The sequence below is a fragment of the Bradyrhizobium sp. CB1015 genome (genome assembly GCF_025200925.1).
GTDB lineage: Bacteria > Pseudomonadota > Alphaproteobacteria > Rhizobiales > Xanthobacteraceae > Bradyrhizobium.
The window spans coordinates 7,647,402-7,659,714 of sequence record NZ_CP104174.1 but is presented as its reverse complement, the minus strand read 5'-3'; the positions used below and the strand labels follow the sequence as shown (position 1 = coordinate 7,659,714).

The 12,313-nt window shown below is 65.6% G+C and carries 10 protein-coding genes; 9 read left to right on the top strand and 1 reads right to left on the bottom strand.

The features are described 5' to 3' along the window. The first annotated feature begins 552 nt into the window (after window positions 1-552). From N2604_RS35825 to N2604_RS35795, 7 genes are all read left to right on the top strand, one after another. Window positions 553-1,755 carry a pyridoxal phosphate-dependent aminotransferase gene (locus N2604_RS35825; protein ID WP_260372640.1) on the top strand — a complete coding sequence of 401 codons (1,203 nt, stop codon included), beginning with the start codon at window positions 553-555 and terminating at the stop codon, window positions 1,753-1,755. Between the two features lie 376 nt (window positions 1,756-2,131). Then, the gene (locus N2604_RS35820; protein ID WP_260372639.1) at window positions 2,132-2,611 is read left to right on the top strand and encodes a DUF992 domain-containing protein; all 480 of its coding nucleotides are present in this window, start codon (window positions 2,132-2,134) and stop codon (window positions 2,609-2,611) included. A gap of 154 nt (window positions 2,612-2,765) precedes the next feature. Beyond that, window positions 2,766-4,814 carry an elongation factor G gene (locus N2604_RS35815; RefSeq protein WP_260372638.1) on the top strand — a complete coding sequence of 683 codons (2,049 nt, stop codon included), beginning with the start codon at window positions 2,766-2,768 and terminating at the stop codon, window positions 4,812-4,814. 247 nt (window positions 4,815-5,061) lie between these two features. Continuing rightward, window positions 5,062-5,334 (top strand): helix-turn-helix domain-containing protein, encoded by a 273-nt coding sequence (locus N2604_RS35810; protein WP_008566993.1) that lies wholly within the window; start codon window positions 5,062-5,064, stop codon window positions 5,332-5,334. 104 nt (window positions 5,335-5,438) lie between these two features. Further along, complete coding sequence (locus N2604_RS35805; RefSeq protein ID WP_260372637.1) at window positions 5,439-7,181, top strand: SulP family inorganic anion transporter; 1,743 nt, start codon at window positions 5,439-5,441, stop codon at window positions 7,179-7,181. A 66-nt stretch (window positions 7,182-7,247) separates the two neighbouring features. Next, entirely contained in the window at window positions 7,248-8,087 is an 840-nt protein-coding gene (locus tag N2604_RS35800; RefSeq protein ID WP_260372636.1) for a shikimate dehydrogenase, read from the top strand. 55 nt (window positions 8,088-8,142) lie between these two features. Next, window positions 8,143-8,769: a hypothetical protein gene (locus tag N2604_RS35795; RefSeq protein WP_260372635.1), complete on the top strand. Its 627-nt coding sequence runs from the start codon at window positions 8,143-8,145 to the stop codon at window positions 8,767-8,769. Window positions 8,770-8,983: 214 nt separating this feature from the next. Here the strand turns inward: N2604_RS35795 and N2604_RS35790 are convergent, their stop codons facing one another. Then, the gene (locus N2604_RS35790; RefSeq protein ID WP_260372634.1) at window positions 8,984-10,120 is read right to left on the bottom strand and encodes an alpha-hydroxy acid oxidase; all 1,137 of its coding nucleotides are present in this window, start codon (window positions 10,118-10,120) and stop codon (window positions 8,984-8,986) included. Window positions 10,121-10,248: 128 nt separating this feature from the next. Between N2604_RS35790 and N2604_RS35785 the strand changes: the two genes are divergently transcribed. Next, window positions 10,249-10,416 (top strand): hypothetical protein, encoded by a 168-nt coding sequence (locus N2604_RS35785; RefSeq protein WP_167361667.1) that lies wholly within the window; start codon window positions 10,249-10,251, stop codon window positions 10,414-10,416. Window positions 10,417-10,637: 221 nt separating this feature from the next. Then, a complete protein-coding gene (gene glmM / locus N2604_RS35780; RefSeq protein ID WP_260372633.1) occupies window positions 10,638-11,981 on the top strand; it encodes a phosphoglucosamine mutase in 1,344 nt (447 codons plus the stop codon). Window positions 11,982-12,313 lie beyond the last annotated feature (332 nt).

Sequence of the window (12,313 nt, the reverse complement as noted above, 5' to 3'; positions counted from 1 at the left end):
GCACTGCAATGGAGCGGAAGATCATTTCCACGCGATGAGGCAAATCAGATCACGTGTACGTCAATCTGCGGACACATCGCTCTACGAGGCCGTGAAGCACGTAGGCTATCGGATGGACGATCGGGATTAGGACGCCAGTGTTTCCGCGTCGTCATGGCCGGGCTTGTCCCCGCCATCCACGTCCGACTTGCCGCACGAAGAACGTGGATGCCCGGGACCCGGCTACGCCACACGGCTTCGCCGGGCTGTTCGGTACGGGGCCGGCGAAGCTTGAGCGAAGACGGCAAGCCCGGGCATGACGACGAGCGGTTTCCTGGCGACGCGCACCATTCAAAATTGCTCCGAGGACACGCATTGTCGGATATGAGCAATTCCGGAGGCAAAGTTGCGCAAAATTGCGGGAAATCGCGCTTCGGAGCGCGCAAAACCGTAAACTTTTCCGGGATCGGGCCGAAGTTTCTTGCGGCGCAGCGGCACACGTTTTAGGGTGGCTCATTCCCACAATCAGAGTCGTGAGGCGAAGGGCTTCACGACGCTCGCCAGGAGATGATGATGTCCTTCCTTGCCGCTGCGCTCGACCGTGTGAAGCCGTCCGCGACCATCGCGGTCACGGATAAAGCACGCGCGCTGAAAGCGGCGGGCCGCAACGTCATCGGCCTCGGTGCCGGCGAGCCCGACTTCGACACGCCCGCCAACATCAAGCTGGCGGCGATCCGCGCCATCGAGGCCGGCAAGACCAAGTACACCGCGGTCGACGGCATCCCCGAGCTGAAGGAAGCCATCATCGCGAAGTTTCAGCGCGAGAACGGCCTCGCCTACAAGCCGAACCAGATCATCGTCGGCACGGGCGGCAAGCAGGTGCTCTACAACGCGTTGATGGCGACCATCAATCCGGGCGACGAGGTGATCATTCCCGCGCCCTATTGGGTCAGCTATCCCGAGATGGTCGCGCTCGCGGGCGGTGAGCCGGTGCCGGTGGTCTGCACCGCCGCGACCGGCTTCAAGCTCCAGGCCGAGGCGCTCGAGCGCGCGATCACGCCGAAGACCAAATGGGTCATCCTGTGCTCGCCGTCGAACCCGACCGGAGCTGCCTACACGCGCTCGGAACTGAAAGCGCTCACCGACGTGCTGGTGAAGCATCCCCACGTCTGGGTGATGACTGACGACATGTACGAGCATCTCGTCTATGACGATTTCCAGTTCACCACCGTCGCGCAGGTCGAGCCCGGTCTCTACGACCGCACGCTCACCGTGAACGGCGTCTCCAAGGCCTATTGCATGACCGGCTGGCGTATCGGCTATGCTGGCGGTCCGGCGCAGCTCATCAAGGCGATGTCGACGATCCAGTCGCAATCGACGTCGAACCCGTGCTCGATCGCGCAATGGGCCTCCGTTGAGGCGCTGAACGGTCCGCAGGAGTTCATTCCCGCCAACAACAAGGTGTTCAAGGAGCGCCGCGACCTCGTCGTCTCCATGCTCAACCAGGCCAGCGGCATCGAATGCCCGCGCCCCGAGGGTGCGTTCTACGTCTATCCGTCCTGCGCCGGCACCATCGGCAAGAAGGCGCCGTCGGGCAACGTGATCTCGAACGACGAGCAGTTCGTCACCGAGCTCTTGGAGACCGAAGGCGTCGCCGTGGTGCAGGGTTCGGCCTTCGGCCTTGGACCGGCGTTCCGCATCTCCTACGCGACCAAGACCTCGGATCTCGAAGACGCCTGCAAGCGCATCCAGCGTTTTTGTGGCAATCTGCGGTAAGTCGAAGACAGTGCGAATTGAAAAGGCCCGCTTCGGCGGGCCTTTTTTGCTGTGCTTCGATTGGGTAGAGTCGGATGGACATTTGTCCGGTCGGCATCGTGCCTTGCCCCTCACCCGGATCGCTGCGCGATCCGACCCTCCCCGCAAAGAGCGGGGAGAGGTTAAGCAAGCCCGGCGACGTTGCATCGTAAGGGACGCACGACTCTCTCACTCCCTCGCCCCGTTCTTACGGGGAGAGAGTGGGGTGAGGGGCTCTCTCCGCACGCTCGATTCTAAACGCGTCCGATCTGGCACCATTGCGGCTGTTGTGGCATACACGCGCAACACGGGTGGGGCGCTCTCTCTGCTCGCATCACATCATCGCGGGAGATATTTCATGCGCCGTTCCTTCCTCTTCGCCGGACTCGCCGCCGCGGGCCTCATTGCCTCCGTCGTGAACACTGGCGCGCAGCAGCGGATGGCGCGGGTCGGCGTGCTCGAATGCCGCGGCGGCGCCAGCGTCGGCTTCATCGTGGGTTCGGTGACCCATCTCGGCTGCGTGCTGCGCGCCGACGGCCTGCCCGACGACCGCTACGTCGCGACCATCCGCAAGGTCGGTCTCGACATCGGCATCACCCAGGAGACGGCTTTGGCCTGGGGCGTGTTCGCACCGGTCGACCGGCTCGGCCCCGGGGACCTCGCCGGCAATTACGCCGGCGCGCAGGGCAGCGCCTCGGTCGGCGTCGGCCTCGGGGGCAACGTGCTGGTCGGCGGCTCCAACAATTCGATCGCGCTCCAGCCGCTCAGCGTGCAGGGCCAGGTCGGCCTCAATATCGCTGCAGGCCTGGAGAGCCTGGAACTCCGTCCGGGCCGTTAACACTTTTGCGTGTGATCGCGCCGCGCGAAGCGGCGCGATTTTACTGACGACGCACCGCAGCGAAGTTTGATGCTTGCCAAATCTCGGGGAGGGGCAGAGCATCGGCGTTTGCCGACCCAATCACGGGCCGAGCTCCACACCAAGGAGGCGGCGAATGGGACAAGACGTCAGAAGTCCCCGAGGTCCACGGTGCATCGCGCTGCTGGGCCCTTTCCAAAGCGGTAAAACCACACTTCTGGAAGCAATATTGGCGCGAACGGGCGCAATCCCGCGCGCCGGCAGCGTCGATGCCGGAACGTCCGTCGGCGATGCCACGCCCGAGGCCCGTCATCACAAGATGACCGTCGGCCTCACCGCCGCCACCACGAGTTTCATGGGCGACAGCTACACCTTCCTCGATTGTCCCGGTTCCGTCGAGTTTGCCCACGACATGCGCGCCGCGTTGCCTGCGGTCGACGCCGCAATCGTGGTCTGCGAGGCCGACGAGAAGAAGCTGCCGCAGCTTCAGATCATCCTGCGCGAGCTGGAAGAGCTGAAGATCCCGCGTTTCCTGTTCCTCAACAAGATCGACCGCGCCAGCGAGCGCATCCGCGAGACCCTCGCGATGCTGCAGCCCGCCTCGCGCGTGCCGCTGGTGCTGCGCCAGATCCCGATCTGGAAGGGCGAGCTGATCGAGGGCTTCGTCGATCTCGCGCTGGAGCGCGCCTTCATCTATCGCGAGCACAAGGCCTCCGAGGTGATCGCGCTCGAAGGCGGCGATCTCGATCGCGAGAAGGAAGCCCGCTTCTCGATGCTGGAGAAGCTCGCCGATCACGACGATGCGCTGATGGAGCAGCTGCTCGAGGACATCCAGCCGCCGCGCGATGCCGTCTTCGACGATCTCGCTCGCGAATTGCGGGAAGGGCTGATTTGCCCGGTGCTGCTCGGTGCCGCCGCGCGCGAGAACGGCGTGCTGCGCCTGATGAAGGCGCTGCGTCACGAGGCGCCCGGTGTTGCGGAGACGGCCAGACGTCTCGGCGTGCCCGAGACCAAGGACGCGCTCGGCTACGTCTTCAAGACGCTGCATTCGCAGCACGGCGGAAAGCTGTCGCTGACGCGGCTGCTCGCCGGCCATCTCGACGACGGCGCCACGCTGCAATCCTCATCCGGCGGTGCAGGGCGCATCTCCGGCATCCTCGCCGTCAACGGCGCCTACGACACCAAGCGCGCCTCGGCGGAAGCCGGCGACACCGTGGCGCTCGCCAAGCTCGATCCGGTCAAGACCGGTGACACGGTTTCGAACGGCAAGACGCCGCCCGCGGCATTGATCACGATCGAGCCGACGCCGCCGGTGCTCGCGATCTCGGTCGCCGCCACCGACCGCAAGGACGACGTCAAGCTCGGCCAGGCACTGACGCGCCTGCATGAGGAGGATCCCTCGCTCATGATCGTGCAGAACGCCAAAACCCACGACACCGTGCTGTGGGGCCAGGGCGAGATGCACCTGCGTGTCGCCAGCGAGCGCTTGCGCGACCGCTTCGGCGTCAAGGTCACCTCGCATCCGCCCGCGATCGGTTATCAGGAGACCATCCGCAAGCCGATCACCCAGCGCGGCCGTCACAAGAAGCAGTCCGGCGGCCACGGCCAGTTCGGCGATGTCGTGCTCGACATCAAGCCGCTGCCGCGCGGCGAGGGCTTCAAGTTCGCCGAGAAGGTGGTGGGCGGCGCGGTGCCGCGCAACTACATCCCGGCGGTTGAGGAGGGCGTCGTCGACGGATTGGCGCGCGGTCCGCTCGGCTTCCCCGTCACCGACGTGGAGGTGACGCTCACCGACGGCTCCTATCACAGCGTCGATAGCTCCGATCTCGCCTTCCGCACGGCAGCGCGGGTCGGGCTCAATGAAGGCCTGCCGCAATGCCAGCCGGTGCTGCTGGAGCCGATCCACGTGGTCGAGATCGTCTGCCCGACCGACGCCACCGCCAAGATCAACGCGATCCTGTCGGCGCGGCGCGGCCAGATTCTCGGCTTCGACACCCGCGAGGGCTGGACCGGCTGGGACTGTGTCCGCGCCATGATGCCGGAAGCGGAGATCGGCGAGCTGATCGTGGAGCTGCGCTCGGCCACCGCCGGCGCCGGCAGCTTCACGCGCCAGTTCGACCACATGGCCGAAGTCACCGGCCGCGCCGCCGACCAGATCATCGCCGCACATCAGCACGCGGCGTGATCGGTTAGGGAGGCACTGCTCTCTCACTCCCTCTCCCGCTCTTGCGGGGAGAGGGATGTGGCGCTGTCTCTCCACGTGTCATTGCGAGCGAAGCGAAGCAATCCAGAGTCTTTCCGCGGGGATTCTGGATTGCTTCGCTTCGCTCGCAATGACGGAGGAGGCGCTTGCATTAGCTTCATGTTGATGTATTTTACATCATTGTGTATGTATAGAATATCACATATAAGCTCTGATACGTGAGGCCAAGGTGATCACCTCGTTTCAGATGCGGGCAGCCCGCGCGTTGCTCGGCATCGACCAGAAAACCCTGGCCGAGCTTGCCGGCGTGTCGCTGCCGACCATCCAGCGGATGGAGGCCTCGACCGGCAATGTTCGTGGCGTGGTCGAGACCCTGATCAAGGTGGTCGAGGCGTTCGACCGGGCCGGCGTCGAGCTGATCGGCGAGCAGGCCCGCAGCGACAGCGGCGGACGTGGCGTTCGCTTGAAGGAGCCGGGGCCGCCGCGCCGCGTCGGAGCATGATCGCGCGTTGATCGTGCCCGGGATCAAGATGGGCTAGCGCATCGTCGCACCTCGGGACGCACGATGCTTCGGAGCATTGTGGGGCAGCGGAGCACTTTGCAGAAATGAGCATCACAAGCGATCAGGCAGCCCGGCTGCACCAGCTGCGCGAGCCGACCTTTGCCGAACTGTATCTGCCAAAGCTCGTCACCGTCTGGCGTGAAGGCTATGGCATGGCGGATTTCCGCGCCGACGTCTTCGCCGGCCTGACGGTTGCGATCGTGGCGCTGCCGCTCTCGATGGCGATCGCGATCGCATCGGGCGTGACGCCGGACCGCGGCCTCTACACCGCCGTCGCCGGCGGCTTCATCGCCTCCATGCTCGGCGGCAGCCGGTTCCAGATCGGCGGTCCTGCCGGTGCGTTCATCGTTCTGGTGGCGGCGACCGCGGAGCGGCACGGCGTCGACGGAGTCATCCTCGCCACCATGATGGCGGGCCTGTTCTTGATCGGTGCGGGGCTGCTCAGGGTCGGCACCTACATCAAGTTCATTCCCTATCCCGTCACGGTCGGCTTCACCGCCGGCATCGCCGTCATCATCCTTGCGAGCCAGCTCCGCGATCTCTTCGGCATCACGCTCGCGGGGAAGGAGCCCAGCGAGTTCGTGCCGAAGCTCGTCGCGCTCGCCGGCGGCCTCAGCACGATCAATCCGTCCGCAGTGCTGGTCGCGATCGTCAGCACAGCCATCATCGCGTCGTTGCGGGTCTGGCGTCCCTCCTGGCCCGGCATCCTGATCGCGGTCGTCTTCGCCGCATTCGTGTGTGCGATATTCTCGCTGCCGGTGGAAACGATCGGCTCGCGCTTCGGCGGCATCCCGCGCGAATTGCCCTCGCCGGCGCTGCCCGCGTTCTCGCTGGAGAAGGCAAAGGCCGTGCTGCCGGATGCGATCGCGTTTGCGCTGCTGGCGGCGATCGAATCGCTGCTGTCGGCCGTGGTGGCCGACGGCATGACCGGTCGCCGTCACCGCTCCAATTGCGAGCTGGTGGCGCAAGGCGCGGCCAATATCGGCTCGGCGCTGTTCGGCGGCATCTGCGTCACCGGGCTGATCGCGCGCACGGCGACCAACATCCGCGCCGGCGCGCGCGGGCCGCTCGCCGGCATGCTGCATTCGGTGTTCCTGCTGCTGTTCATGCTGATCGCGGCGCCGCTGGCGAGCTACATCCCTCTGGCCGCGCTCGCCGCGGTGCTGGTCGTGGTGGCCTGGACCATGGCGGAGAAGCACGAATTCGCCACGCTGCTGCGCTCGTCATGGGGCGATGCCGTGGTGCTGCTCGCGACCTTCCTGCTCACGATCTTCCGCGACCTCACCGAGGGCATCCTGGTCGGCTTCGCGCTCGGCGCGGTGCTGTTCATCCACCGCATGGCGGAGATGACCGGCATCGAGGAGCGCACACCGCTGGTGGTCCCCGATCGCCCCGATGACAGCAACGGCGATCGCGTTCCCTACGATTCCGCGCTGGCGGTCGATCGCGACGTGCTGGTCTATCGCATCACCGGCGCGTTCTTCTTCGGCGCCGCCTCCGCCATCGGCGGCGTGCTCGACGAAGTCGCCGACAAGCGCAAGGCCTTCGTGGTCGACTTCGCCGCGGTGCCGTTCCTGGATTCGACCGCGGCCAACGTGCTCGGGCGCGTCGCCGTCAAGGCGCACCGCCAGGGCATCCGGCTGTTCATCACGGGGGCCTCGCCCGCGGTTCGCCGCGCGCTGCTCACCCATGGCGTCACGCCGCCGCGCGCGCGCTACCGCACGAGCCTCGAGCGCGCCATCGCCGACATCAAGGGCCGGGCCGCCGACGAGCCCGCTGCGAGCTGACCGGCCGCGCTTGACAGAGCGGGCGCGACGCGAAATGGATCGCCTCGGAAACGACCCGAGGGAAAGATGACCGCGTCCAGGATTCCCGCAGCCTGTCTGATCGGATGGCCGGCCGCGCATTCGCGCTCGCCGCTGATCCACCATCACTGGCTGCGCACGCTCGGCATTGAAGGCGGCTATGTCATCGAGGCGGTGCCGCCCGAGGATTTGCGCGATTTCGTGCTGCGGCTGTCGCTGCGCGGCTTCGTCGGGGCCAACGTCACCATCCCGCACAAGGAAGCCGTGCTGGCGCTGTCGACCCCCGACGCGCGCGCCCGGGCCGTCGGCGCTGCGAACACGCTGTGGTTTGCAGAGGGCGAGCTGCGCTCGACCAATACCGATGTCGAAGGTTTCATCAACAATCTCGACGCCAGCGCGCCCGGCTGGGACATGGCCGAGGAGGCGCTGGTGCTGGGTGCCGGCGGCGCCTCGCGCGCGGTCGTCTTCGGCCTGCTGGAACGCGGCATCAGCTGCGTGCATGTCGCCAATCGGACGATTGCGCGGGTCGAGACGCTGGCAAAGCAGTTCGGATCGAATGTGCATCCGCTGCCGTGGGACGCGATCGGCGACGTGCTGCCGCGCGCAAGACTTCTCGTGAACACGACCTCGCTCGGCATGCATGGCCAGCCTTCACTCGATGTCGACGTTGCGCGCCTGCCGCAAGACGCCGTCGTCGCCGACCTCGTCTATGTTCCCCTGGTGACGCCGCTGCTCGCCGCCGCTACGGCGCGCGGACTGAAGACCGCCGACGGGCTCGGCATGCTGCTGCATCAGGCGGTGCGTGGTTTCGAGCTGTGGTTCGGGCGGCGCCCCGAGGTCACCGCCGAGCTGCGCGCATTGGTCGAGGCCGATCTCACGAAGTCTTGAGAATAGCGCGGGGTCTTTCGGAGTTCTCTATTCCTGGGGACAATCGGAGACCGTCATGACTGTTCAACGTGCAACCTTCACACGTCCACTGATCGCCGTCGCGATGGTGGCCGTCTCGACCTACTGCGCCTTCGCCCAGAAGGCGCCGGTGCCGACGCGCGTGCGCGGCACCATCGAAACCGTCGATGGCGACACCATGCAGGTCAAGTCGCGCAGCGGTGAAGAGGTCAAGCTTCGCCTCGCCTCCGACGTGAACGTGTCGGGCGTTACCAAGATCTCGCTCGCCGACATCAAGCCGGGCTCGTTCATCGGTGCGACCACCGTGCCGGGACCGGACGGCAGCCCGAACGCCGTCGAGGTGCACGTGTTTCCGGAAGCCATGCGCGGCACCGGCGAAGGCTCGCGGCCCTGGGACCTCAAGCCCAACTCCAGCATGACCAATGCGACCGTGGCCGAGAGCGTCGTCGGCAATGACGGCCACACATTGCTGGTCAAGTACAAGGACGGCGAGAAGAAGGTGTTCGTCGCCGACGACACGCCGGTCGTGACCTTCGTGCCCGGCGACAAATCCGAGCTGAAGCCCGGCGCCAACGTCATCGCCTTCCTGAAGCAATTGCCGGACGGCTCGTTCGAGACCAGCCGCGTCAGCGTCGGCCGCGACGGCTTGACGCCGCCGATGTGAGTGGAGCTGCAGCCACACCTTCGGTGTCGTCCCGGACAAGCGTTAGCGCCGATCCGGACCCATAACCACAGGGAGAAGTTGTTGCGCGAAGCAGGTCACTCCGCGTCCCCGTAGCCACATCCGCCTGTGGCTATGGGTCCGGATCGGCGCGCGCTTGGGCGCGCTTGTCCGGGACGACAGCGATAATTGATGCGCGATTTTCGCGCTTCAATCCTCACACCGCAATCACGTGATCGTCGATCTCGTCGATCCGGTTGACGCCGCACAGGCCCATGGTCGTGAGCAGCTCCTTCTGGATGATGTCGATCGCCTTGGCGACGCCGGCCTGGCCGCCGGCACCGAGGCCATACGCATAGGCGCGGCCGATCATGCAGGACTTTGCGCCGAGCGCGAGCGCGCGCATCACGTCCTGGCCGGAGCGGATGCCGCCGTCGAACATGATCTCCATCCTGTCGCCGACCGCGTCCACGATCTCCGGCAGCACCTCGATCGAGGACGGCGCGCCGTCGAGCTGCCGGCCGCCATGGTTGGAGACCACGAGCGCCTGCGCACCGGTTTTCGCGGCGAGCTCGGCGTCCTCGAGGTCGAGGATGCCCTTCAGGATCAGCTTGCCTGGCCAGATCGAGCGGATCCAGTCGATGTCGTTCCAGTTCAGCGAGGTGTCGAATTGCGAGCTGATCCAGGTCGACAGCGAGGTGATGTCGTCGCTGACCTTCAGATGACCGGCGAGATTGCCGAAGGTGCGGCGCTTGCCTTGCAGCACGCCGGAGACCCAGGCCGGCTTGCTGGCGAAGTCGAGCAGCTTCGATAGCGACCATTCGGGCGGCACGGTCATGCCGTTCTTGATGTCGGCGTGGCGCTGGCCGATCACCTGCAGGTCGACCGTGAGCACCAGCGCGCTGCACTTGGCGGCCATCGCGCGCTGGATCAATTCCTTGATGAAGCCGCGGTCCTTCATGACGTAGAGCTGGAACCAGAACGGCTTCTCGACGCTGGCGGCGATGTCCTCGATCGAGCAGATCGACATGGTCGATTGCGTGAACGGGATACCGGCGGCTTGTGCGGCGCGGCAGGCGTGGATCTCGCCGTCGCCGTGCTGCATGCCGAGCAGGCCGACCGGCGCGAGGATCAGCGGCATCGTCGACGGCTCGCCGAGGATCGTGGTCGAGGTGTCGCGCTTGGAGACGTCGACCAGGATGCGCTGGCGGAACTTGATCGCCTGCATGTCCTCGCGGTTGGCGCGCAGCGTCTCCTCGGCGTAGGAGCCGCGGTCGCAATAGTCGAAGAACGCCTTCGGCACGCGGCGCCGATGCAGCGTGCGAAGGTCGTCGATACAGGTAATATGCTTCATGTCGTTTCCCCGGCCCGTCATGTACCAGCAGTCTTGCATCGGAAGATTTCGGGGTCATCTAGCATGGTTGGAAGCACAGCCAAATCGTTTGCAGAACGTTTTGGAAGGAGAGCGCCAAGGAGAGCGTCATGACGAAGCCGCACGCAGGACCCTCGCCGGAAGAGATCAAGGAGAAGCATGATCTCGAGGAGGCGCTCGAAGAGGGACTGGAGGAGACCTTCCCCGGCTCGGATCCTGTCAACGTCACGCAGCCGGCGCCCAGCCGCGCGGACGGCCATGTGAAGCGCTCGGATTAGGGCGAGTTCCGCTGCTTTTCGCTGGTCACGCCGGAACTACAATGTTAACAATGTGTTACCAGGGCGGTCGCGGCACCGGTACCGTAATGATTCATTATATTTTTTGAAGCCAAGTTAGCCGCGATAGCTTTATAAGACCTCGGCAAATCAGGGATGCGGGGCCCGTTGGGGCAGCCCGTGGTTGTAGAGGGGAGTCCCTGGTTGTTGCGTTGGGGGACGAAATGAGCCGCAAATATTTCGGGACGGACGGGATTAGGGGCCGCGCCAACGGACTGATCACGCCGGAGCTCGCGCTCAAGGTCGGCCAGGCCGCGGGCCTTGCGTTTCAGCGCGGCGACCACCGCCACCGGGTCGTGATCGGCAAGGACACTCGCCTGTCCGGCTACATGATCGAATACGCCATGGTCGCGGGCTTCACCTCGGTCGGCATGGACGTATTGCTGGTCGGCCCGATGCCGACGCCGGCGGTCGCGATGCTGACCAAGTCGATGCGCGCCGATCTCGGCGTCATGATCTCGGCCTCGCACAATCTGTTCGAGGACAACGGCATCAAGCTGTTCGGCCCGCAGGGCTTCAAGCTCTCCGACGACGTCGAGCGGCAGATCGAGCAGCTGCTCGACGAATCCCTCGACAAGAAGCTCGCGCAGAGCGCGAGCTTGGGCCGCGCCCGCCGTATCGACGGCGTTCATGACCGCTACATCGAATTCGCCAAGCGGACGCTGCCGCGCGACCTTTCGCTCGAGGGCCTGCGCGTCGTGATCGATTGCGCCAATGGCGCCGCCTACAAGGTGGTGCCCGAAGCGCTGTGGGAATTGGGCGCCGACGTGGTGCCGATCGGCGTCGAGCCCGACGGCTTCAACATCAACAAGGATTGCGGCTCGACCTCGCCGGAGGCGTTGTCGAAGAAGGTGCGCGAGATGCGCGCCGACATCGGCATTGCGCTGGACGGCGACGCCGATCGCGTCATCCTGGTCGACGAGCGCGGCCATGTCGTCGACGGCGACCAGCTGCTCGCGGTGATCGCGCAGAGCTGGAAGGAGGACGGACGCCTCTCGCGTCCCGGCATCGTCGCCACCGTGATGTCCAATCTCGGGCTGGAGCGCTTTCTGCAAGGGCAGGGGCTCGAGCTGGTGCGCACCCCGGTCGGCGACCGCTACGTGCTCGAGCAGATGCTGAGCGGCGGCTACAATCTCGGCGGCGAGCAGTCCGGCCACATCATCCTGTCCGACTACGCCACGACGGGCGACGGTTTCGTCGCCGCGTTGCAGGTGCTCGCCGTGGTGCAGAAGCTGCGCCGTCCCGTGTCCGAGGTCTGCCACCGTTTCGATCCGCTGCCGCAGATCCTCAAGAACGTCCGCCACAAGGGCGGCAAGCCGCTCGACGATTCCGACGTCAAATCGGCGATCTCCGACGGCGAGAAGCGCCTCAACGGCCACGGCCGTCTCCTGATCCGCTCCTCCGGCACCGAGCCCGTGATCCGCGTCATGGGCGAAGGCGAGGACCGCGTCCTGGTCGAGGACATCGTCGACACCATCGTTTTGGCGCTGGGGCAGGCCGCGGCTTAGGGTCTTTCTTACCCTCCCCTGGAGGGGGAGGGTCGGCTCACATGAAGCGTAGCGGAATGTGAGACGGGGTGGGGTGATCTCGCCTCGCGGACAGTGTTCGTGTGGAGAGATCACCCCACCCCGCTCGCGCTACGCGCGATCGACCCTCCCCCTCCGGGCAGGGGAATCGCATTTGAGAGCTTTTCCCTGCAGCCATCCTTCGAGACGCCCGCTTTGGGCGGGCTCCTCAGGATGAGGGCGGAGTGCGCGGCAGCAGTTTCAACGAACACTGACGCTGATTAACCTCATCCTGAGGAGGCGCGTAAGCGCCGTCTCGAAGGACGAGGCGTGCG

Excerpts from the sequence above, each read along its gene's own strand:
- N2604_RS35825 (WP_260372640.1), top strand. The coding sequence starts at position 553 with ATGTCCTTCCTTGCCGCTGCGCTCGACCGTGTGAAGCCGTCCGCGACC.
- N2604_RS35795 (WP_260372635.1), top strand. The coding sequence starts at position 8,143 with ATGACTGTTCAACGTGCAACCTTCACACGTCCACTGATCGCCGTCGCG.
- N2604_RS35800 (WP_260372636.1), top strand. The coding sequence starts at position 7,248 with ATGACCGCGTCCAGGATTCCCGCAGCCTGTCTGATCGGATGGCCGGCC.
- N2604_RS35785 (WP_167361667.1), top strand. The coding sequence starts at position 10,249 with ATGACGAAGCCGCACGCAGGACCCTCGCCGGAAGAGATCAAGGAGAAG.
- glmM (WP_260372633.1), top strand. The coding sequence starts at position 10,638 with ATGAGCCGCAAATATTTCGGGACGGACGGGATTAGGGGCCGCGCCAAC.
- N2604_RS35820 (WP_260372639.1), top strand. The coding sequence starts at position 2,132 with ATGCGCCGTTCCTTCCTCTTCGCCGGACTCGCCGCCGCGGGCCTCATT.
- N2604_RS35815 (WP_260372638.1), top strand. The coding sequence starts at position 2,766 with ATGGGACAAGACGTCAGAAGTCCCCGAGGTCCACGGTGCATCGCGCTG.
- N2604_RS35805 (WP_260372637.1), top strand. The coding sequence starts at position 5,439 with ATGAGCATCACAAGCGATCAGGCAGCCCGGCTGCACCAGCTGCGCGAG.
- N2604_RS35790 (WP_260372634.1), bottom strand. The coding sequence starts at position 10,120 with ATGAAGCATATTACCTGTATCGACGACCTTCGCACGCTGCATCGGCGC.